Below are 23,429 nucleotides of genomic sequence, written 5' to 3' on the forward strand. Positions count from 1 at the left end.
TTAAAAAGTTAGAGAGTAACAACGACAAAAGTAATGACCTTATTTTATGAAGTGAGGTTGACAATCCACATTAGAAAATAAAGTGAACGGTCAGAAATGAAAAAGCCATCACCTTTAAGTAGCGATTAAGGTGATGGCATTATATTATTAAGCGTTAGAGAGCGTTTAAATGTTAAGTGTCAAATTATTGATTGAATTCTGATACGTTAAGACCGTCTTGTTTTGCTTTTTGAACGATTTCGCTCACTGAGTTTAAACCTTGTTTAGCGAAATAATCTTGAAGTTGTGCTTTTGTTTGTTGGTCTGTATTTGGATTGATAAGTACTTTTACATAATCTAATTCATGTTCAAGGAACCTTGAATCATCGTGTAAAATGATACCGTTTTGTGATGTTACTTGTGCATTCGCCTCGTGACTTGTTGCGAAAACACCTGTCGATAATGCTGCTACTGCTAAACCTGCAACTAATGTTTTTTTCATACTATACAACTCCTTTGTTTTGATGAGACTAATATAACATGAAAATTTGATGAATATTGCATTATTAAGTGTATTTAATAATAGTTAATATTTGTTTAATGTTTGAGCATATCAGTTGAATTATTTTATAAATAGATATATGGCACTAGCTTTTTAATTCTATTGTTTACTGGATTGCTACCGGGGACTCGCGTTCCTAGGCGCTCGCTTCAACTAACCAACGCTTTTATCATAAGACATTTGTTGAAGCGTTGGTGGATTTTCGGGAGCAGTACAGAAATCTCATGTGCAACAAAGATTTCGTCGTACTGCCCCCGCAAGGCTGACTAGACTTCTCAAAAGCACAAGCATTGAGGAGTCAGACAGCTACTGCGTTGAACGGCGGCCACTATCAAAGTTAAATGACAGGATTTTATTTGTGATATTTTCCTTCAGGAGTCTCGTCCCCGGTTGGCAATCTAGAGTGAGACATAAAATAAAAACGTTAACATCATCATAATAAAAATCAATAGAATGTCTTTAATGTAACTTTTTATTGGGGTTGATGAAGGGGCTGTATGTTAAATCGTAAGTGAAAAAAGTGATGATATGTAAGGAGTGCGACATTTGTTTCCCCAGTCTCTACATTTTATGAACTTATATCGATTATTGATGATAAAACAGCCAAAAACGAGGATGAATTGGACGTAAAAATTGGATGCTATGGATTGTCTTCAATTTAGAAGCTTGCCCTCAGTTTCGCTTTATTGGGTCTAAGATTGCCCAGAAGGCTGAGACTCCTGAGGGATCAGCTGGGCCGGAAAATCCAATTCGGCTTCCATCTCATGTATGTTTAAATCAAGCCGAATTTAGTTGAAGGGCCAGCCCCTCGGAAGGGAAGCCATGAGGGCAATCAAAAACCACAAACTATAAAGGAGGGCAAGTTTAGCAAAAATATTGCATCCATAGCATCAAAAATTTTTATGTCCCATCCTTAAAAATGGAAAGGTTATAAAATTCATATAGCAGAATGCGATGTTTTAATCGATAGGGATGTCAGAATTTGTAGAACGACCTGGTGTACGTTTACCTAGTGTCACGTTTAACATGCCGTTTTGATAAGAAGCTTTAATATTGCTTTCATCTACGTTATTAAAATTAAATTGACGTTGCATGTTACTGAAGTGACGCTCTTGTCGAATGACACGTCCTGCTTCATCTTCTTTACGATCTTCTACAGTGTTTTGTGCAGCAATAGTCAATACGTTATTTTCAAATTTTAATTGAATGTTTTCTTTATTCATACCTGGCAATTCAGCTTCTACCACGTAAGCATCGTCCAGTTCTTTGATATCTGTTCTAATATGAGATGTTGTAAATGCTTCGTCTAACATATGACGTCCGAAATCTTTGAAGAAATCACTAGGTTCCATATTGAAAAATGAATGATTAAAAGGTCTCATATCAAAAGCCATAATGCATCTCTCCTTCACTCACGTTAGTGTTTGAATACGGCTAACGCAACAATGATTTTTACAATCACTTTGACCTTATTACATTAAAGTGATTTGCTTTATGGTTAAAGTATACATCAATGGTCAAAGATAGTCAAGGTCAAAGTATGTTGTTAACTTTTGTCACAATTGAGTCATATAAAAAGTAAAATGAAAACATAGTATACAATCATAATGGGTAAATGTATCAATAGGATTTCGAAAAAAGAATAGAGAAATATACTTTTATATTAATCGTATTGAATTACATGTGTAGTGTGAAATGATATGATTAAGGTGTCTTATACTATGAATGGAGGGGTCATTATGGATGTAAGATATCCTATTGGAGGATTAGAAGTACCAGAAACCGTGACGCGTGCGCACATTGACTCTTGGCTAGAAGAAATTGCGCAATATGTACAAGATTTGAGGAAAACTGTAGCGAATTTGAACCAAGAAGATTTGCAGGCGACTTACCGTGAGGGTAGTTTTACAGTACAACAACTTGTCCACCATATTGCGGATTCACAGATGAATATGTTTCAACGTCTCAAATTGGCTTTAACTGATACGCATCCTAAAGTGCCAAATTTTGTTCAAGATGAATGGGTGAAATTGGCAGATTCAGCTTTACCGATAGAAGTATCAATTCAAATGCTTGATGCAATTAATCAACGCGTCATTGCAATAGGTCAACATTTAACGGAAGCAGAATTGACAAGAGACTTTGTGTTAGAAGACAGTGGTGCAACGACGGTAGGGGAAACAGTTGCAAAGTTATCATGGCATGAACGGCATCACCTTGCACATATCCAAATTGCTTTAGGACAACTCGAAGTGAATGACTCTATTTGACTTTTTAACTGATGATAGACGTATTTAGTTGAAAATGGAATAAGGTGTATAAAAAGCACATTTTTAAACCAATCACTTGGACATCAATTTTCTATATTTCTTTCGATGTTGATATAACAAGGTTTAAGAGGTGTATTAAGTTGATGAGTCATAAAAATTTTTCGTTTTTTACGATAATCACTTTGTAATTAATATAAAGTAATGGTATACTAAATTAAAATAATTCTAATCTAGAGGTGTGAAAATATGAACAGAGATGAATCAAAATTAACGGGCTTATTTGGCCATCCTGTCAGTGACCGCGAAAATTCGATAACTGCGGGTCCACGTGGTCCATTATTGATGCAAGACTGGTACTTTTTAGAACAAATGGCACACTTTGATCGCGAAGTTATTCCTGAACGTCGTATGCACGCAAAAGGTTCAGGTGCGTTTGGTACTTTCACAGTAACGAATGACATTACAAAATATACAAACGCGAAAATCTTTTCAGAAGTAGGTAAAAAAACTGAAATGTTCGCACGTTTCTCTACAGTAGCTGGTGAACGTGGTGCAGCAGATGCAGAACGTGACATCCGTGGTTTCGCGTTAAAATTCTACACTGAAGATGGGAACTGGGATCTTGTAGGTAACAACACACCGGTATTCTTCTTCCGTGATCCAAAATTATTCGCAAGTTTAAACCACGCCGTTAAACGTGATCCACGCACAAATATGAGAAGTGCACAAAACAACTGGGATTTCTGGACGTCATTACCAGAAGCGTTACACCAAGTCACTATCTTAATGACAGACCGTGGTATTCCAAAAGGTTATAGACATATGCACGGCTTCGGTTCACATACTTATGGCATGATTAATGCTAACAATGAACGTGTTTGGGTGAAATTCCACTTCAGAACACAACAAGGTATCGAAAACTTACAACCTGATGAAGCGGCAGCAATTATCGCAAATGACCGTGAATCTTCACAACGCGACTTGTACAATGCCATTGAAGAAGGCGACTTCCCGAAATGGAAAATGTACATTCAAGTGATGACTGAAGAACAAGCGAAAAACCATAAAGATAACCCATTTGACTTAACTAAAGTATGGTACAAAGGGGACTATCCTTTAATTGAAGTAGGGGAATTCGAATTAAACCGTAACCCTGAAAACTACTTCATGGATGTTGAGCAAGCAGCATTCGCGCCTACAAACATTATTCCTGGTTTAGATTTCTCACCAGACAAAATGTTACAAGGTCGTTTGTTCGCTTACGGTGATGCACAACGCTACCGTTTAGGTGTTAACCACTGGCAAATTCCAGTTAACCAACCAAAAGGTGTTGGCGTTGAAAATATTTGCCCATTCAGCCGTGACGGTGCAATGCGTTTCTTAGATGGTAACCAAGGTGGTCAAACACACTACTATCCAAATAGTTACGGTGCACACCAAAGTCAACCAGAATATAAACGTCCACCATTAGAATTAGAAGGTGGCGCGTATGAGTATGATTTCAGAGAAGACGATGACAACTACTTCGAACAACCAGGTAAATTGTTCCGTCTACAATCACCTGAACAACAAGAGCGTATGTTTGTAACTACAGCAAATGAAATGCAAGGTACAACTGATGAAGTGAAACGCCGTCATATCAAAAACTGTTACCAAGCAGACGTGAACTACGGTACAGGTGTTGCGAAAGCATTAGGTATGGAAGATCAATTAGAAAGCATTATTGCTGAAATCTAATGACTTCAAATAAATTTATAATTAAATAATAAAAGCTGTTATTACCCTTACAGCTTCCCGTTTAACACACGGTATCATTAAAGGCGATTGATTTGATAGCGCGCTTATTGCATCTTGAAGACAATCGCCTTTGATGCGCCGTATAGGGTCAATATCATAGTGTCAAATACCATATTGATCGTATACATGACCTTAAATTTGGAATCGAGGGGTTTTGAAATGATATTAGATAGAATCAATCCAGACGATTTATTTCCAACAGAACACATTGAAACGTCTGTATTAGGTGTTATGCCTTATCAAATGAAAGACGTGACAAAACGTTTTGATGCAGCTTATGTTGCGACAAATGAACGTCTGATTTTAAACGTGGATATGGACGGTCAATTTTATTACCGTAACATCCAATTTAACGAAATTAAAGAAATTAAAACAACAGACAATGCGTTAGAAATTACATTTGACTATGGCGTGTTTACATTAGAAGAGAGTGACGCTGACAAAGTTAAAGCGATGTCAGAGTACCTACACTCTAAAATCTAAATGTGGAGAACACGTGAACATTTAACTATTTGTGTTTAGTACATCATATATCGGTTAAAATATGAATGTATGATTAAATAAAAAATGAAAATAATAGAAGCAAGAAAGGTGAGATTATAAATGGCTCAAGGCAGAGAACAAGTCGTTGAAGATTTAAACTTACAATTATCAAACTTTACAGTATTATGGACTAAAATCCATAACTATCATTGGTACGTGAAAGGCCACAACTTCTTCGCATTACATGAAAAATTTGAAGAACTTTATAACAAAGTGGCAGTATATGTAGATGAAATTGCTGAACGTGCGCTTGCTTTAGAAGGTAAGCCAGTTGGTACAATGAAAGAAGTTTTAGAAGTTTCTAGCATTGAAGAAGCTGAGAAAAATATTACAGCTGAACAAATGGTCGCACAATTAGCTGCAGACTTCGAAACAGTGGTTAAAGAATTAAAACAAGCGCAAGGTAACGCAGAAGAAGCGGGCGATGATCGTTCAGCAGATATGTTTATCGAAATCGCGACAGAATTAGAACATAACATTTGGATGTTGAAAGCTTATATTGGCTAATTGACAACATGTGAGGCTCGGGTCGTCTTGGGATAGTATTGCTATACCCTCGATGATTCGGGTCTTTTTTTTATTTTACTCTAAGAAATGCAGATTTAAGTATAAGAAAGGCGCATTTTATCATGTTTTCTAGTTTGAACACACATTTTATAATAAATGCAATAAAAGTATAAATAAATATAATTGAGGACGAAATTTAAAACGAACTATAAAATGATATTGTGAGAAAGCGAGATGGATGGTGGCTATCTTTGTATAAAGAGAGGTGATGCGTATGAACGTATTATCAAAATCTTTAGAAAGGAGAGGCCTTGAATAATGAGTGTGATAGACGTACTCATGCTGATGTGTGCTTTCGGTAACCTTATCGTAGCTTTAATCAGTTTAGTCGTGTTTATTGCTATCATTGTTCAAAAAAATAACCATCTCTAACTTTGACGGAGTGAGATGGTTATTTTTTGTCTAGCTTATTATATACTGGTACCTTGAGTTGAAAGTAACTGGTTCTTTACTTTGAATCCATGAAGTTTATAATTTTTAGAAAATATAGAAATTTGACAAAGGGGTAGATTTTTATGTTTCAACCAAAAGATTCATCGATGTCACCACGGTTTGTAGGGCCGCGTACATTTATGCGCTTGCCTTACGTGGATGTGTTAGAAGGGGTAGATTTTTTAATCATGGGGGTGCCTTTCGATACAGCAGCATCTAATCGGACGGGGCAACGTTATGGACCGCAACATATTCGAGACTTTTCGGTATTGCTCAGACCCTATAACCCAGATCAAGACATCAATATTTTTGATTACTGTTCGGGGATTGATTATGGTGATGTCGATGTGATACCAGGTAATGTACTCAAAACTTATGATCAAATGACAGACAAGCTTAAGCCAGTACTTGCACGAGGAATTGTTCCGATTATGATAGGTGGCGATCATTCTATTTCATTGGGACATTTACGTGCTTTTTATGAAGCGTATGGACCGATTTCGCTTGTACATTTTGATTCGCATAGTGACACATGGGATGCCTATTATGGGGAAAAGTACATGCACGGTACACCTTTTCGTCGTGCAGTAGAAGAAGGATTGGTGGATGCTAAACATTCGATTCAAATTGGGATGCGTGGCCCACTATACGGACCAGAAGATATTCAAGATGCACGTGATTTAGGCTACAACGTGATTCCAATGCGACAAGTACGTCAGCTTGGTATGGAAGCAGTCGTTGAGCGAATTCGTGAAACTGTAGGAGATAGGCCAGTATTTGTATCGTTTGATATTGATTTTATAGATCCAGCTTATGCACCGGGCACGGGGACGCCAGAAGTTGGAGGTCCCACAAGTTTTGAAGCGTTAGAATATGTCCGACGTTTAGACGGTCTGAATATTAAAGGGTTTGATTTGGTAGAAGTATTACCTACATACGATTCGGGTGAAATCACTGCGGTGGTCGCTTCATCTGTAATATATGAAATGATTACGCTCATTGCAATGATGAAACGACGTGCAGAAGAAGTATAAACAACAAAACACAAAGCGAGTTGATTAAAATGAAAACAATAGACTTTTTAGTATTTATCATTTACTTCGCAGCACTGATTTCGATAGGTATTGTTGGTGTGTTAAAGGCGAAATCATCTGAGAAATATATGGTAGCAGACCGCAATTTAGGGCTATTTATGTTGTTTGGATGTTTAACAGCTGTATTCTTAGGCGGCTCATCTACAATTGGGACATCACAGTTAGGTTATGAAATTGGGCTGTCTGGTTTTTGGTTTGTATTCGCGCTTGGTGTCGGTATTACGGTATTCGGTTTGTTTTTGCTCGATCGGATTATGGATTTACAGGTCATTACGATCAGCGAATTGTTATATCGCTTGTTTGGTCATCGTGTCAGAGTGATTGGCGCGATAGTAACAGCGATGTATACACTCATGATTTGTGTGACACAAGTGATCGCGATGGGCGCGGTCGTATCACAAATTTTTCATTGGAATATGATGACGGCTATTCTCGTCGGGGGTGGCATCGTCTTTGTGTATACAATTTTAGGAGGCATGTGGACGCTCTCAATTACTGATGTGATTCAATTTTTAGTAATGACCATTGGGATGTTTTGTATTATGTTACCTATGAGTTTACATAGTGTAGGTGGATTGACGACATTATTTGAACAAATGCCGGCTTCACATTTGAGCTTTTTCAATATCGGTTTTGGGGAAATTGTGAATTACTTCGTGACGTATACATTAGGTGTTATGGTCGGACAAGATATTTGGCAACGTTTCTTTACAGGCAAGACGAAGCGCATTTCAAAAACGTCAGGTGTCCTTGTAGGGCTTTATAGTGCGCTTTATTCTATTATTATGGTTATTGTCGGTATGTGTGCATACGTATTGTTTCCTAATATCCAAAATACACAAAATGTTTTTACACATATGGCTTTTGAAACATTACCGAATGGTTTGTTAGGAATTGTTTTTGCGGCGCTCATTGCAGCAATTATGTCCACAGCTTCAGGGACATTACTCGCTTCAGCTACGATCATTTCTAACGACTTATTGAAGCCATATGTTTTTAAAAATATGGAAGATCATCAATTTTTAGGACTGACACGCCTGACAACACTTGTACTTGCAGTCGTGGCGATTGTTATTTCGATTTGGGTGAAAGAGGTCCTTGTTGCGATAGATATTGCTTATGCGATTTTAACAGGTGGTATTTTTATGCCAGTCGTTTTAGGATTATTCATGAAACGGATTACCCCACAGGCCGCTTTTTACGCGATTATTGCAAGTGTGATTGTCATCTTTATCGGTATTGCGATTGCAGGACCACAATCTACGGCAACTATATTTTACGCAATCATTGTTAATGCTATAATATTAATCATCATGTCTCAATTTAATCGTAAAAAAGAAGAAGCGCATACGACACCAACATCACATCATGCATAATACAAGACTTATCATTACAAAGGGGGCATCTATCAAATGGATTTATTAAACAAGCATATTAAAGACATAGAAGTACCTGGGACACGTCAGTTTGCGAATAAGGTCGACCAATACCCCAATTGTTTAGATTTAACGCTCGGGCAGTCTGACTTCCCTGTCGCATCTTATGTACAAGACGCCATGATACAAGCGATTCAAGAGGGGCAATTGAAATATACACATAACAAAGGATTGTTGGAATTACGTACAGCGATTTCAGAATATACAGCCGAGCGTTTCGGTGTAACCTATGATCCTGAAACAGAAATTGTCGTGACCAATGGGGCTTCAGAAGGTATCGATGACATTTTAAGAACGATCTTAAATCCTGGTGAAGAAGTGATTTTACCTGGGCCTACTTATTTGGGATATGAGCCAATCGTAAAATTACAAGGTGCCGAAGTGAAATGGATTGATACGTCGCAAACCGGTTTTGTTCCGACAGCTGAATCGATTAAAGCGGCGATTACACCTCAAACGAAAGCCATTATGTTCAATTATCCGACGAATCCAACAGGGACGACACTGTCATATGAAAATATTGCAGAAATTGTAGAAGTGTTGAAAGAGACAGGCATTTTCATCATTACGGATGAAATTTATAGTGAAAATGTATTTGAGGGACGCCATCGTTCTTTTATGGAGTTTCCAGAAATTCGTAAGCAACTGTTTGTCGTGAATGGCCTATCAAAATCACATGCGATGACAGGTGCGCGTGTCGGCTATGTGCTCTCGACACCCGAATTGATAGAAGAAGTGACAACGGTGCATTTATATAATTCGATTTGTGTTGCAACACCAAGTCAATATGGTGCAATTCGGGCATTAAAAGAAGGTGCCGCAGATATTGAAAAGATGAATGCAGCATACCGTGAGCGCCGTGATTATATTTACAAACGTTTAACTGATATGGGATTACCTGTCATGTTGCCACAAGGGACGTTTTATATTTTTCCTGATGTGTCGGCGTATGATCAAGATTCATTCCGCTTTTGTAATCAATTATTAGAGCATGAACAATTGGCTATCGTACCAGGTAAGTCATTTTCTGATTTTGCGGAAGGCTACGTGCGATTATCCTTTGCTTGTGACATGCCGACGATTGAAGAAGCATGCAATCGATTAGAACGTTTCTTGTCATATTATCAAGCATAGCAATTATAGGGATGGGATAAAATTTTTGATTGTCTTACGTTGATATATTTTCATCAAATTGCTCTCATTGATAACTTTTTTAAATTTTTACAATTGCCGTCATGGACTCGTGTTCAAAGAGGGGGCTCAATTCAATTCGTGAGCAGTACAGAAATCTCATGTGCAACAAAGATTTCGTTGTACTGCCTCCGCAAGGCTGACTAGGGGTTGGGACATTGAATTTATTAAGCCTCAATCCATTCAGAGATTTATGGTTCATTAATGACTTTAAAGCAGTCGGGAAATGATGGCAATCAAAAATCACAAACCATAAGGACGGCAAGTTTAACATAAATATTGCATCAATAGCATCAATAATTTTGATCCTCACTCACCTTAATTGACTTTACATTTCTATATTTCGATTTTCGTTCATCACAGGAAAGGAGCTGGGAAACGCAATTTGTTCCCAGCTCCTTTAGTGTATACAATCATGAAACCCGCTTGCTTTTTTGAATTGTATAAAGGATGACTGCAATTAAGTACCATATAAAGACGATTAACCACTCGGCAGGCCATTGAAGTGAAGAAGGCATACCTGGTAAATAAATGACAATAAATAATAGACTGAGCAGCACTGCGATAATTCCTACAGTACCTCCATGTCGAATCGTGTAAGGACGATTCATATGTGGGGCTGTTTTTCGTAATTTAAGAAATGACAGTGCAACGAGTAAATAACCGATAACGACACCGATACCACCCGCATTGACAATCCAAGTTAATGCAGGTTCTCCTAAAAGTGGCGATACGAATGCGAGTACCCCTAAAAATAAAATACCGTGCGTCGGGGTCTGATATTTTGGATGAATATAAGCAAACCATTTCGGTATCATGCCATGTTTAGCCATTGCGTACAAAATACGACTCCCACCAATAATAAATGCGTTCCAACTTGTAATAATCCCTGCAACGCCTCCTAAAACAAGTAAGACACCAAAGCCTTCGTGACCGAATAAGTTCACCATCGCATCTGCCGTTGCAAGGTTCGTATGTGCGAGTTCTGATGGGGAAAGCCCTGTTGCGACACCGAATACGATTAATAGGTAAAAGATGACAGAACAGATAATTGAAATAATTAATATTTTACCGATTTTTTGAGAAGGCGCTTTTACTTCTTCTGCAATCTGTGGAATGACGTCAAAACCGACGAATAAAAACGGAATCATAATGAGCACCGACACTGTACCACCAAAGCCATCAACAAAAAGCGGTTTGAGTTGCTCAAAGTGCCCGTTGACGCCAGCCCCACCAACAAGTAATAAACCAACACCAACAATGAATAGCGTGAATACAGTTTGCATGATAGCGGCAGGCTTGATGCCAAAGTAATTGAGTGATGTCAAAATGACGCTGCCTAATGAACCAATCGCGACCCAAGTGAGATAAACATCGCTACCTTGAATTTGCCATAAGTGGACTTGATGGTTGAAAGGGATGATGTAATCAATCACGGTTGGAAGTGCAACAGCTTCAAATGTAATGACTGAAACGTAACCAAATAGGACGGACCAACCTGAAAGAAAGGCAAGTGGTGGCGAAAAGGCCTTTTGAACAAAGATAAATCCACCCCCCGTCTCAGGAATGGCAGCTGCTAACTCGGCATAGGTCAACCCGATGAATATTACAAACAGGCCGCCAATGATAAAGGCAAGCGTACTCCCTAAAAACCCTGCTGTAGCGACCCAATGACCTGAAAGTACGACCCATCCCCAGCCGAGCATGGCACCTATCGCAAGAAATAAAACGTCAAAGATATTCATGGAACGATTGAACTGGTTTTGCATGATATCGACCCCTTTGTTTAAAGCCTCACGCAATGCTACATATGAAAATGAAAAGACGTGAGGCTGAGTGTATAACTTATGCTTCTAAACATGCTTTTCTTAAGCGTTTCAATCCCTCTTCAAGTTCTTCTTCTGTAATGACAAGTGGTGTTAAAAAGCGTATGACATTGCCTTTTAACCCAGCAGATAACAACAATAAACCATTTTCATTTGCACGTTTAATAATATGTGCTGTTTTAGCTTTATCTGGTTGTTGTGTCTCAGGGTCTACAATATCCATTGCGACCATGGCACCCAATCGACGGATATGACTGATATAATTGACTTCATGACGCAATTGATGAAGGGCGTCTTCTAATTTTTGACCAATGCTATCCGCGCGCTCATTTAAATGTTCTTCCTCGATAATTTCTAATACTTTTAACGCGGCTTCACAAGCAAGAGGATTACCTGCATACGTTCCACCGAGCTCACCTGGATTGGCGCTATCCATTATTTCAGCACGTCCTACGACCCCGCTTAACGGAAATCCGGCTGCTAAAGATTTAGAGACCGTGATTAAATCGGGAACTACATCAAAATGCTCAATCGCAAAAGTACGACCAGTACGTGCAAAGCCCGTTTGAATCTCATCAGCAATAAAGACGATGCCATGTTGCTCGCAAATGTCTTTGACCGCTTGGACGAAACGACGATCCGGAATAACGAATCCGCCTTCACCTTGAACAGGCTCCATCACAATACATGCAACTTCTGTAGGATCTACCGTTGCGATAAAGAAGTCGTGAAGTTTTTGGATGGTTTCATCGATATAGGCTTCGGTCGTTAAGTGTGCTGGCTTTTCAGACAAATGAGGATAAGGCGCTTGATAGACTTCTGGTGCAAAAGGCCCAAAACCTAGCTTGTAAGGACGCACCTTGCTTGTCATACTCATCGTCAAATTTGTACGTCCATGGAAACCGCGCACAAACGACACGACGCCTGCACGTTTTGTATATTTACGCGCAATTTTGACTGCATTTTCGACTGCTTCAGCACCAGAATTTAAAAATAAAGCCTTTTTCGGAAAGTCACCAGGTGTTAATTGCGTCAACTTTTGTGCTAATTGAATATAGCTTTCATACATAATGACGTTAAAACCAGGATGAATGAAGTTTTGGACTTTATCTTGAATATGTTTAACGATTTTAGGGTGACTATGACCGACATTTAACGTACCAATCGCTGCTGCAAAATCGATGTAAGTGTGCCCCTCGATATCTGTGACGGTGGCACTTTGAGCGTACGCAGCGGTATTGAGATTACCATTGCCGACACCTCTTGCAACATATTCATCTCTTAATTGTGCATAGTGTGCATTTCGATTGATTGACATATACATCCCCTCCATTAGTTTATTAGAAGTATCATACGGGATGAATTGGTATAATGAAAAGAACCAGAAAGGATAAAAATACGGTACCAGACGGGGTGGGAAGTATGACAACATCAAAATATATTTATCGTAAAATATATGAGCAATTGAAAAAAGATATATTAGCACACAAATACCATAGCCATGAACGTTTGCCTTCTAAACGATTGTTATCGCGTGAATTAGGGGTGAGTGTGAATAGTGTGAAACATGCTTATGAACAACTCGTTGCAGAAGGGTATGTATATACGAAAGAGCGTCAAGGTTATTTTATTGAATCGTTGAATGAATTGGTCGTCAATCCACGTCATGAAGAAGCGGTAATCGAGGAGGAGGCGACTACAGAGGTAACGTCGGCATTTCGCTACAGTTTGTCGCATATGTCGACCAATTTGTCAGTTTTTCCAGTAGAAACGTGGTTGAAATTACAGCGCCAAGTGTTGAAGTCGTCGCGGGATGTACTTTCAGAGATTCCGCACATTAAAGGACCCCTCGCATTACGTCGTGCAATTGCAAAATTAGTATCATTTAAAAGAGGTATCGATTGCCATCCGGAACAAATTATTTTAGCATCGGGAGCCAACGTATTAGTGCAAAAGTTGCTTGCATTATTGAATGATGGGATGAAAGTCGGCGTAGAAAATCCTGGGTATGCACGTATGCGCCAAGTGATACAGCAACATTGTCGAGTCATACCGATACCTCTTGATGACAAAGGGGTGCGTATGTCAGAAATTCATCAAATGCAACCAAATATCATGCTCACCACACCTTCACATCAATTTCCATTAGGGATGATTATGCCCATTTCACGACGTATTGAATTGTTGAATTGGGCAACGCAAACTGCAAGCTATGTGATAGAGGATGATTATGATAGTGAATTTAAATATGGTACCGACAACATTCCGTCATTGTTTAGCTTAGACCAAAACGAACGCGTCATATATTTAGGGACATTTTCTAAAACGTTATCGCCAAGTATGCGCATGAGTTATATGATTTTGCCTAAACATTTAGTTGAACCTTTCCAACAAATGTACCAAGAGACGATTTCAGATGTTTCGACGATGACGGCACTAACGTTGGCTGCAATGATTGATTCGGGCGATTACGAAAAATATATTCGAAAAATGCGGCACATTTACAGTCAACAACGCATTCAAGTCGTTCATCAGTTGAAAGTCGTATTCGGTAGAAAAATAAAAATTTATGATGTGAAAGCAGGACTTCATTTTGTAGTGGATGTGGAGAGTCCTTATACATATGAGGAAATTGAAAGGCGGGCGCGTGATAGAGGACTAGAACTGTATACGTTAAATCGCTTTATGATGCATTCCATTGCACACGAACAAGGGAAGACATTCATTATCGGTTTTGCAAATATTGATACAGGTATTCTGCCAGCGACGATACAGTGTTTATACGACGTGCTATTTGAAGAATAAGTTTTGTAAGCAACATGTGTTGGTTTCAACTGGCAATCCTTATACAATAAAATACAAAATGATGAACGAGGTGATGGGATGGTTGTAAAAACGACACGTCAATATATTGAAGCGGGAGAAATCTCAGTGGGTATTGAGTTCGGCTCGACGCGCATTAAAACAGTGGCTATTGATCCGATGACACGTACCATTGCGACGGGACATTATGAATGGGAGCAACAACTTACGGATGGTTATTGGTCCTATGATTTAGAAGAAGTTTGGCACGGTGTACAAGAAAGTTTCCGCTTGATGACCCGGGAAATAAAAACTGTGTATGAGGTAGAACTTATGCACATTGCAAGTTTAGGAATTAGTGGCATGATGCATGGCTATTTGGTGTTTGATGAAGAAGATCAGTTGCTCGTGCCTTTTCGAACGTGGCGTAATAATACGGCACATGAAGCAGGTGAACAGTTAAGAGAAGCATTTCAGTTCAATATTCCTGAGCGTTGGAGTATCGCACATTATTTTCAAAGTGCGCTCAATCAAGACGCACATGTGAAAGACGTTGCGTATATGACGACATTATCAGGTTATGTCCATTGGCAATTAACGGGAGAAAAAGTACTCGGTATTGGTGATGCATCGGGAATGTTTCCGATTGATCCAGATACCGCTACATATCGGAAAGATTTGTGTGAACAGTTCGATACGTTAATGGCAACGCACGGATATCATCAAGAAATATTGCGCATTTTACCAACTGTGCACGTAGCGGGTGACCACGCAGGCACGTTGACCGACGCAGGAGCACAATTGTTAGATCCGACCGGTACGTTAGCCTCAGGATGTCCGCTCTGTGCACCAGAAGGCGATGCAGGAACAGGGATGGTGGCGACGAATAGCATTGCGCGGAAAACGGGGAATGTCTCTGCAGGTACGAGCATTTTCGCTATGATTGTACTCGACCATCCACTTCAAGCTGTTTATCCTGAAGTAGATATTGTCACAACGCCAGCTGGAGATGAAGTGGCGATGATTCATGCGAATAACGGCTCATCAGATTTAAATCAGTGGGTCCGTTTATTTGAAGAAGTGTTTCAAATAATGGATATATCGTACGATAAAGCGACATTATGGACACGATTATTTGAAAGTGCGTTAGAAGGCGATGATGATTTAGGGAAATTGTTGTCATACGGATATATTTCAGGAGAATACATTACCGATATTTCTGAAGGGTTTCCATTATTTTTACGCCAACAAGAGAGTCATTTTACGATTCAAAACTTCATGAAGACACACATTTTTACGATGCTCAGCACACTCAAAATCGGTGTGGATCGCTTGAAAGCACGCGAACAACTTCAAATTGAACGCATGACGGGGCACGGTGGTGTATTTACGACGAAGCAAGTCGTGCAACGTTACTTAGCTGCTGCATTAGAAAGTTCTGTCACAGTAATGGAAACTGCGAATGAAGGTGGCGCATGGGGGATTGCAGTGTTAGCAAGATATATGTTAGAAAGTGATATGACGTTAGCGACGTTTTTAGAAGATGTTGCTTTTCGTGAAGTTGAGACCGACACAATGGCACCACAATCACGTGATGTTGACAGTTTTAACGCGTATGTGCAGCGTTTTGAAGCGGGTTTGGCGATTGAGCGTAGGTTGAATAAAATGAAGGATTAATGGCTTACTATTGGATGTATTGTGATTACATAGCGTGCCTAGCAGTTTTCGAGTGATTCCTCTCGACTCGTCGATGCTTGATTCAAGTATTGGCGAGTGTTTTTTGTATTCATTTGATTTCTAAAATGATGTCGGTGTCAAGTTGTTCGTATTGCAATCGAGAAAGAGATAGTCTACAATTATTAAATCGTAATTATTTCGATTTAGAAAGAGGGATTGTAATGAAACAACAACATCGCCGAGCCATTATTATAGGTGCGGGCGCTGCAGGTATAGGTATGGCTATTACAATGAAAACACTGCACTTTGAAGATGTTTGTGTAATAGAGGGTGGCACAATCGGACAATCTTTTAAAAATTGGCCGAAATCCACACGTACGATTACCCCATCCTTTACTTCAAATGGTTTTGGTATGCCAGATATGAACGCAATTGCCAAAGATACATCACCCGCTTTTACATTTAATGAAGAACATTTATCCGGTGATACATATGCAGAATATTTAACCATCGTTGCTGAACATTATGATATTGATGTCCATACAGAAACAACAGTTGAAGACGTTCAATTTGTCGATGGCGTATACGAATTAAATACATCTAAAGGCACATATACAGCAGATTATATATACGTTGCGACGGGTGACTTTGCCTTTCCAAATCAGCCATTTGAACATGGCATTCATTATAGTGAGGTAGAGGGTTTCAATGAGTTACCAGGCCATACGTTTACGATTATTGGCGGTAATGAAAGTGCATTTGACGCCGCAATTCACCTCGCGCATCAAGGGGCACAAGTGTCGATATATACAAGTTCAACAGGTTTTGATGCGGACGAAGCAGACCCAAGCATTCGTTTGTCACCATATACGCATCAACGTTTAAGAGAAGTCGTGCGAGAAGGGGCGGAAATTGAAATGAATGTTCATTATCGTGCGGAATCTATTCTTTTTCGTAACGGACAATATGAAATCCATTTCGATAATGGTGCTATCGTCTACAGTCCGACAGAACCGATTATTGCGACAGGTTTTGATGTTACGAAAAATCCACTCATTCAACAACTCTTTACGGTGAGAAATGGAGAAGTGCGATTAACGGATTTGGATGAGTCAACACGCTATCCGAATGTCTTTTTAATCGGAGCGACAGTGCGTCACGCTGAAGCAATTCTGTGCTATATTTATAAATTTAGAGCGCGATTTGCGGTACTGACCCGTACGATGATGCAACGAGAAGGATTGGCCGTGGATCAAAAAGTCATTGATAGTTATCGTGATAATCAAATGTATTTGGATGACTATAGTTGCTGTGAAGTGGACTGCTCATGCTAACAGTAGCGTATGACTTAGTACGTGGACGTGTATCCGACATTCCGAATGAACCCCATCAATTTCGATTACAAGGATTGAAACAACTAACACCATATGAACAACAAGCGTTAAAGCGTTTCATTATCCAACAACGTTTAGAAGTATCACTCCAACATGCAGTTCATTGCACAACTGAAGAGACGCGACGTCATGTAGAAGCATTGCAATCGTTTTGGCGCGCACATCAACATCAGCGACCACGTCCTTGGCATACACTCATAGGATGGTTATGCATCTTTTTAATGTTCGCTTTGCCAGTCTATGGTGCGTATCATTTGTCAGATTGGCTCCAAAATCAATACGTCGCACCTTGGATTGATACACTCGCACAACATTCGCTATTTCGTCCGTCTCTCGTACAAGCATTTTTATTTGGAGATTATGGCGTTTTATCACTCGGCACGTATTCACTCGTTTGGGCTTTACCGGTTGTTGTGATGCTCAGTTTATCAAGTGCATTCATTGACCAATCACACTTGAAACAATATATCATTTGGTCGATTGCACCCATGATGGGGAAAGTAGGACTCGATGGAACGGATATTATCCCACTGCTGGAGGGCTTCGGTTGTAACGCCGCTGCTATCGTGCAAGCAGGTCATCAATGTCGCTTATGTACACGGACACGTTGCATGAGTCTTATCAGTTTTGGCACGTCATGTAGTTATCAAATTGGCGCAACACTTTCAATATTTAACGTTGCGCATCAAACATGGCTTTTTATTCCATACTTATTACTTGTCTTAATAGGTGGACTATTGCACAACCGGTTATGGTACCGCGCAGAGCAACAGTTCATGCCAACACAAATGACATTGCACGAACCTTTAGTGTGGCCATCATGGGGACGTGTATTATTGCAAATGTGGGATAGTGTCAAAATGTTTTTATTTCAAGCATTGCCGATATTTATTGGGATTTGTTTGGTTGCGAGTGCTTTAGCATTAACACCTATACTTGAATTTATCTCAAAAATGTTTATTCCGGTTCTCAGTTTATTACATATTCCACACGAATTATCACCCGGGTTATTATTTTCAATGATTCGTAAAGATGGGATGCTATTGTTTAACATGGGAGGCGGAAGTTTAATTCAAAGTTTGTCCGCATGGCAAGTCCTCATTCTCGTCTTTTTCAGTTCAACCTTTACCGCTTGTTCTGTCACTATGACGATGGTGATGCGACAATTAGGCTGGCGTGAAGGTGGCAAAATGATTGGACGTCAAATGCTGACATCACTTGCATGCGTCATTGTATTAGGTAGTATCACATGGTTAGCATTACTTTAGTATTAATTTGATAAAAGATATAGCACAGAGGGCTGGGAGAACTGAATTGTCTCTCAGCCTCTTTCAATTTTTTAATGTCGAAATGAGGCTTAATCTATTATGATTTAGGGAAAATATAACCAATAAAGCCCATGGAGGTGCCTATGTTTTTAGCATGGAATGAAATCAAGCGCAACAAACTCAAATTTAGTCTGATTATCGGAGTTCTGATCCTCATCAGTTACTTGTTATTTTTACTGTCTGGATTAGCAAAAGGGCTCATCAATATGAATACGGAAGGCATTAATCGTTGGCATGCGGATGCGATTGTGTTAAATAAAGATGCCAATCAAACCGTCCAACAATCGAGCTTCGATACCTCGCTTGTAAAGGGGAAATTTGATAAGCAAGCGACGTTGAAACAAACAGGTGTTATCGTTTCGAATGGCAAAATTGAAGAAAATGCATTACTGTATGGGACACAAAAAGATGCCTTTATTGTTCCTAAATTGACAGAGGGACGGGCATTTAAAGCAAATAATGAAGTCATTGCGGATGGTACATTGAAAGAAAAAGGATTTAAGCTAGGGGACACGTTATCATTATCTCAATCAGATGAATCACTTAAAATTGTAGGGTTTAGTGAATCGGCTAAGTACAATGCTTCTCCTGTGCTCTTTGGTAATGATCAAACCATTGAAAAGGTGAATCCTATTTTAACTAAGGACAAAACGAATGCAGTGGTTGTAAAGGATTCTCATTGGCAAAAGCAATCACTCGATGATTCACTTGAAGCGGTTGATATCGATACGTTTATTGAAAATCTTCCGGGTTATCAAGCACAAAACTTAACGTTGAACTTTATGATTGGCTTTTTATTTATCATTTCGGCAACGGTCATCGGCGTATTTTTGTATGTCATCACGCTACAAAAGACGCATCTGTTTGGTGTGTTGAAGGCACAAGGATTTACAAATGCTGATTTAGTGAAAGTCGTATTATCTCAAACATTTGTTTTAGCACTTATTGGCACTGTCATCGGTTTAATTTTGACATTAATTACTGGCAATTTTTTACCTTCTGCCGTACCGATTCAGTTTGATTTATGGACACTTATTATTTTTGGCGTCGTACTTATTTTAGTGTCATTATTGGGGAGTCTGTTTTCAATCGTCACAATACGTAAAATTGATCCACTGAAGGCAATCGGTTAGGAGGGGACGTACAATGTTGAAATTTCATAATGTCACGAAATCATTTCAAGATGGTCAACAAGTCATTGAAGCAGTAAAACCTACAACATTACAGTTTGAGAAAGGTGAACTTATTGCGATTGTAGGTCCGTCTGGCTCAGGGAAAAGTACATTTTTAACGATGGCAGGTGCATTGCAAACGCCGACATCAGGAGACATTACCATTGGAAAGCAAAAGATCACGCATTTAAGTCAAAAAGCATTAGCGCGTGTTCGGATGCAACAAATTGGTTTTATTTTACAAACATCAAATTTAGTCCCATTTTTAACGGTGAAACAGCAATTTCAGTTATTAGAAAAGCGAAAAAAAGGTGTTTTGGACAAACAAGATTTTGAAACTTTAATCAAGCAGTTAGGGTTAGAAAACGTGATGCATCAATTGCCAAGTGAAATCTCAGGAGGTCAAAAGCAGCGTGTCGCCATTGCTAAAGCGATTTATACCAATCCGGACATCATTTTAGCAGATGAACCGACAGCCGCTCTCGATACGGATAATGCGATGGCCGTCATGGAAATTTTGAAAAATCAATCTAAAAGCCGGAATAAAATGTGTATGATTGTCACGCATGATGAACGATTAACGGCATACTGTGATAAAGTGTTTGAAATGAAAGATGGCGTGTTGACAGAAAAAGCGCAATAAAGAGTCAAAAAGGTTTCTATTTTGATGGAGCTGTGATTTAATGTAACTATAAGAATTACAATTAAAGAGGTGCAATGATGAATCTTGAATTTAATATTGCCGTGCACGTACTCGCGTTTTTAAATCAGCATCATGGGGAAGTGTTTAATAGTCAAGCACTTGCAGAAAATGTTTGTGTGAATCCTGTGCAATTACGCCGTGTGATGTCAAAACTACAACAAGAAGGTGACGTCAAAGTGGTGCGTGGTCAAAAAGGGGGCTATCTCGCTACGGAAGATGGACCAGCGATTAAGTTGGAAGCACTCTTTCGTTTATTCAATCGTCCAGAGAACCATGGCCGTTTATTTACGGGACATCCTTCAATCCATTGTGAAATCTCGCAAAAAATCGAACAAGTCATGTATGGTCACTATTTAACGGAACAAGAAATCATTGCGAATTATTACCAAGGTCAAACGATAGGTGATATTTTGAATCAAATCAAAGAGGTGGAAGTATAAATGGAAAAATACGATTTAATTGTTGTCGGATTTGGTAAAGCGGGGAAAACATTAGCAAAATTTGCAGCCCAACAAGGAAAGAAAGTAGCAGTTGTTGAAAAATCTGCTGAAATGTATGGTGGCACATGTATTAACATCGGCTGTATTCCATCAAAAGTATTAGTTCATGATGGTATTGAAGCGGCATCATTTAACGACGCCATGCAACGTAAACGCGATGTAGTCAGTGCATTAAACAACAAAAACTATCACAACCTTGCTGATGAAGAAACAGTAGACGTGATCAATATGACAGCTGCTTTCAAATCAGCACATGAAATTGAGTTGTTCAATACAGAAGGGAAGTCAGTTCAAACGATTGAAGGCACACATATTGTCATCAATACAGGTGCGAAATCAGTCATTCCAAACATTAAAGGTGTAGAGACATCTCAACGTGTGTATGACTCAAAAGGCATTATGGATCTAACAACACAACCGAAACGCTTAGTCATCGTTGGTGCAGGCTATATTGCGCTTGAATTTGCATCAATTTTTGCGAATTTCGGTACAGACGTGACAGTTTTAGAACGTTCTCATCAAATCTTGAAAAAAGAAGACGAAGCCATTGCGAAACAAGTGACAGAAGATTTAACACAAAAAGGCGTTAAATTCGTTTACAATGCGAAAACTGAGGCAATTCAAGATGAAGCAGACGTGACAAAAGTCGTGACAAGCCAAGGCGAATTTGAAGCAGATGCCGTACTTGTGGCAACAGGTCGCAAACCGAATACAGAAGGGTTGAACTTAGAGGCGGCAGGCGTAAAATTAGGTGAACGTGGCGAAGTCGTTGTGAATGACAAACTTCAAACATCTGTTGAGCACATTTATGCAGTCGGCGATGTCAATGGTGGCTTACAATTCACATATATTTCATTGGATGACTTTAGAATTGTGAAATCTCAGTTATTCGGCGATGGTCAACGTACACTTGAACAACGTGGCGCAGTACCTTACACAATGTTCATTGATCCACCGATGTCACGCGTAGGTATGACTGCAGCAGAGGCACGTGAAAAAGGTTATGACGTGCTTGAAAATCAAGTGCCAGTGAACACGATGCCACGTCATAAAATCAACAATGATACGAGAGGCTTGTTCAAAGCGGTTGTAGATGCAAAATCAGGCCAAGTGTTAGGTGCGACATTGTATGGTCAGCAATCTGAGGAGCTTATCAATATTGTGAAATTAGCGATGGATCAGCAGTTGTCGTATGCGGTGTTGAGAGATAATATTTATACACACCCAACAATGGCTGAGTCGTTTAATGATTTGTTTAATGTATAGTGATGTTATTGAGACATGTGTCTGTGATGGATGCGTGTCTTTTTTCGTTATTTAACATTTTTCAGCATTATTGATTGCCCAACCGCGCTGCGCTTTCCTAGGGGACTTGCCTTAACTAAATTTGGCTTGATTGAAGTGTACACTGGATGGAAGCCAAATTGGATTTGCGGCTGCGTCTGATCCCTCAGGAGTCTTGCGCGGTTTTGGCAATCAATGAAAAGTGCCTCTAAACGGTGATAAGTATAATGAATGAAAAAAGTGAGTGATTCTATACACAGAAATGGTCTCAATCACTATGGGAATGGGAGTGTAAGGAAAATAGAGTGTAGCATTTTCCTAGGACTGTCTCAACTAAATCCGGCTTGATTAAGTCAAGGTAGCCGGATTGGATTTTCGGGAGCAGTACAGAAATCTCATGTGCAACAAAGTTTTCGTAGTACTGCCCCCGCAAGGCTGACTAGACTTCTCAAAAGTACAAGCATTGAGAAGTCAGACAGCTACTGCGATAAACAGCAACCATAATTAAACATTAGAACTCGCATTAAGCCCTTGTATTATGCCTCAGGAGTCTCGACCAGGGGCAATCATAGTGTAAGCAACACGAGGATTCGATTAGGGCAATCAATGAAAAGTGCCTCTAAACGTTGATAAGTATAATGAATGAAAAAAGTGAGTTGTTCTATCACAGAGACGGTTTCAAGTCGACATGGGAATGAACGGATGGTTTTGGGAATATGAATAACAAAATAAATTTAAAATGACAATACAGTATTGATTTTATATACAATAATTTTGACATTGCATTTTGTGGATACGGATGCTATAATGAAAGCAGAAGTCTAGCATATAAACACCAATCCCCTCACTACCGTTAATAGTGAGGGGATTTC

20 protein-coding genes are annotated in these 23,429 nt (G+C 39.3%); 16 read left to right on the forward strand and 4 right to left on the reverse strand.

Annotated elements, in window-relative coordinates; genetic code table 11:
- Window positions 1-184: 184 nt before the first annotated feature.
- Entirely contained in the window at window positions 185-481 is a 297-nt protein-coding gene (spn, locus tag CCE82_RS06920; RefSeq protein WP_086428679.1) for an SPIN family peroxidase inhibitor, read from the reverse strand.
- A 1,019-nt stretch (window positions 482-1,500) separates the two neighbouring features.
- Entirely contained in the window at window positions 1,501-1,935 is a 435-nt protein-coding gene (locus CCE82_RS06925; RefSeq protein ID WP_086428680.1) for an Hsp20/alpha crystallin family protein, read from the reverse strand.
- Between the two features lie 345 nt (window positions 1,936-2,280).
- Between CCE82_RS06925 and CCE82_RS06930 the strand changes: the two genes are divergently transcribed.
- The 8 genes from CCE82_RS06930 to CCE82_RS06960 all read left to right on the forward strand — a co-directional run bounded on the left by CCE82_RS06930 (window position 2,281) and on the right by CCE82_RS06960 (window position 9,814).
- The gene (locus tag CCE82_RS06930; RefSeq protein ID WP_086428681.1) at window positions 2,281-2,811 is read left to right on the forward strand and encodes a YfiT family bacillithiol transferase; all 531 of its coding nucleotides are present in this window, start codon (window positions 2,281-2,283) and stop codon (window positions 2,809-2,811) included.
- A gap of 246 nt (window positions 2,812-3,057) precedes the next feature.
- Window positions 3,058-4,548, forward strand: coding sequence for a catalase (locus tag CCE82_RS06935; RefSeq protein WP_086428682.1), 1,491 nt, complete (start codon window positions 3,058-3,060; stop codon window positions 4,546-4,548).
- A gap of 219 nt (window positions 4,549-4,767) precedes the next feature.
- Window positions 4,768-5,091 carry a hypothetical protein gene (locus CCE82_RS06940; RefSeq protein WP_086428683.1) on the forward strand — a complete coding sequence of 108 codons (324 nt, stop codon included), beginning with the start codon at window positions 4,768-4,770 and terminating at the stop codon, window positions 5,089-5,091.
- A 120-nt stretch (window positions 5,092-5,211) separates the two neighbouring features.
- Complete coding sequence (locus CCE82_RS06945) at window positions 5,212-5,658, forward strand: Dps family protein (RefSeq protein WP_086428684.1); 447 nt, start codon at window positions 5,212-5,214, stop codon at window positions 5,656-5,658.
- A gap of 318 nt (window positions 5,659-5,976) precedes the next feature.
- A complete protein-coding gene (locus CCE82_RS13265; RefSeq protein ID WP_240507181.1) occupies window positions 5,977-6,090 on the forward strand; it encodes a putative holin-like toxin in 114 nt (37 codons plus the stop codon).
- Window positions 6,091-6,233: 143 nt separating this feature from the next.
- A complete protein-coding gene (gene speB, locus CCE82_RS06950; protein ID WP_086428685.1) occupies window positions 6,234-7,184 on the forward strand; it encodes an agmatinase in 951 nt (316 codons plus the stop codon).
- A 29-nt stretch (window positions 7,185-7,213) separates the two neighbouring features.
- Window positions 7,214-8,620 carry a sodium:solute symporter family protein gene (locus CCE82_RS06955; RefSeq protein WP_086428686.1) on the forward strand — a complete coding sequence of 469 codons (1,407 nt, stop codon included), beginning with the start codon at window positions 7,214-7,216 and terminating at the stop codon, window positions 8,618-8,620.
- A gap of 36 nt (window positions 8,621-8,656) precedes the next feature.
- Complete coding sequence (locus CCE82_RS06960) at window positions 8,657-9,814, forward strand: aminotransferase class I/II-fold pyridoxal phosphate-dependent enzyme (protein ID WP_086428687.1); 1,158 nt, start codon at window positions 8,657-8,659, stop codon at window positions 9,812-9,814.
- A gap of 470 nt (window positions 9,815-10,284) precedes the next feature.
- Here CCE82_RS06960 and CCE82_RS06965 read toward each other — a convergent pair whose 3' ends face one another.
- Window positions 10,285-11,640, reverse strand: a complete 1,356-nt coding sequence (locus tag CCE82_RS06965; protein ID WP_086428688.1) for an APC family permease — start codon at window positions 11,638-11,640, stop codon at window positions 10,285-10,287.
- 76 nt (window positions 11,641-11,716) lie between these two features.
- On the reverse strand, window positions 11,717-13,015 hold the full coding sequence (gene gabT, locus CCE82_RS06970; protein ID WP_086428689.1) for a 4-aminobutyrate--2-oxoglutarate transaminase: 1,299 nt from the start codon (window positions 13,013-13,015) through the stop codon (window positions 11,717-11,719).
- 53 nt (window positions 13,016-13,068) lie between these two features.
- Here gabT and gabR point away from each other — a divergent pair, with 53 nt between their 5' ends.
- The 8 genes from gabR (at window position 13,069) to merA (ending at window position 22,539) form a co-directional block, all read left to right on the forward strand.
- Window positions 13,069-14,502, forward strand: coding sequence for a MocR-like transcriptional regulator GabR (gene gabR, locus CCE82_RS06975; RefSeq protein ID WP_240507182.1), 1,434 nt, complete (start codon window positions 13,069-13,071; stop codon window positions 14,500-14,502).
- Window positions 14,503-14,580: 78 nt separating this feature from the next.
- Window positions 14,581-16,176, forward strand: a complete 1,596-nt coding sequence (locus CCE82_RS06980) for a xylulokinase (protein ID WP_086428691.1) — start codon at window positions 14,581-14,583, stop codon at window positions 16,174-16,176.
- 221 nt (window positions 16,177-16,397) lie between these two features.
- The gene (locus CCE82_RS06985; protein ID WP_086428692.1) at window positions 16,398-17,510 is read left to right on the forward strand and encodes an NAD(P)/FAD-dependent oxidoreductase; all 1,113 of its coding nucleotides are present in this window, start codon (window positions 16,398-16,400) and stop codon (window positions 17,508-17,510) included.
- Window positions 17,504-18,838 (forward strand): nucleoside recognition domain-containing protein, encoded by a 1,335-nt coding sequence (locus CCE82_RS06990; RefSeq protein WP_086428693.1) that lies wholly within the window; start codon window positions 17,504-17,506, stop codon window positions 18,836-18,838. Before CCE82_RS06985 ends, CCE82_RS06990 begins: the two co-directional genes overlap by 7 nt.
- A gap of 143 nt (window positions 18,839-18,981) precedes the next feature.
- The gene (locus CCE82_RS06995) at window positions 18,982-20,031 is read left to right on the forward strand and encodes an ABC transporter permease (protein ID WP_086428694.1); all 1,050 of its coding nucleotides are present in this window, start codon (window positions 18,982-18,984) and stop codon (window positions 20,029-20,031) included.
- 13 nt (window positions 20,032-20,044) lie between these two features.
- Window positions 20,045-20,713, forward strand: coding sequence for an ABC transporter ATP-binding protein (locus tag CCE82_RS07000; protein ID WP_086428695.1), 669 nt, complete (start codon window positions 20,045-20,047; stop codon window positions 20,711-20,713).
- 77 nt (window positions 20,714-20,790) lie between these two features.
- Window positions 20,791-21,213: a redox-sensitive transcriptional regulator HypR gene (gene hypR, locus CCE82_RS07005; protein ID WP_086428696.1), complete on the forward strand. Its 423-nt coding sequence runs from the start codon at window positions 20,791-20,793 to the stop codon at window positions 21,211-21,213.
- The gene (gene merA / locus CCE82_RS07010) at window positions 21,214-22,539 is read left to right on the forward strand and encodes a hypothiocyanous acid reductase MerA (protein ID WP_086428697.1); all 1,326 of its coding nucleotides are present in this window, start codon (window positions 21,214-21,216) and stop codon (window positions 22,537-22,539) included.
- Window positions 22,540-23,429: the final 890 nt, after the last annotated feature.

Origin of the sequence: Staphylococcus cornubiensis, from assembly GCF_900183575.1 — a bacterium.
In the GTDB taxonomy this organism is placed as follows: Bacteria; Bacillota; Bacilli; order Staphylococcales; family Staphylococcaceae; genus Staphylococcus; species Staphylococcus cornubiensis.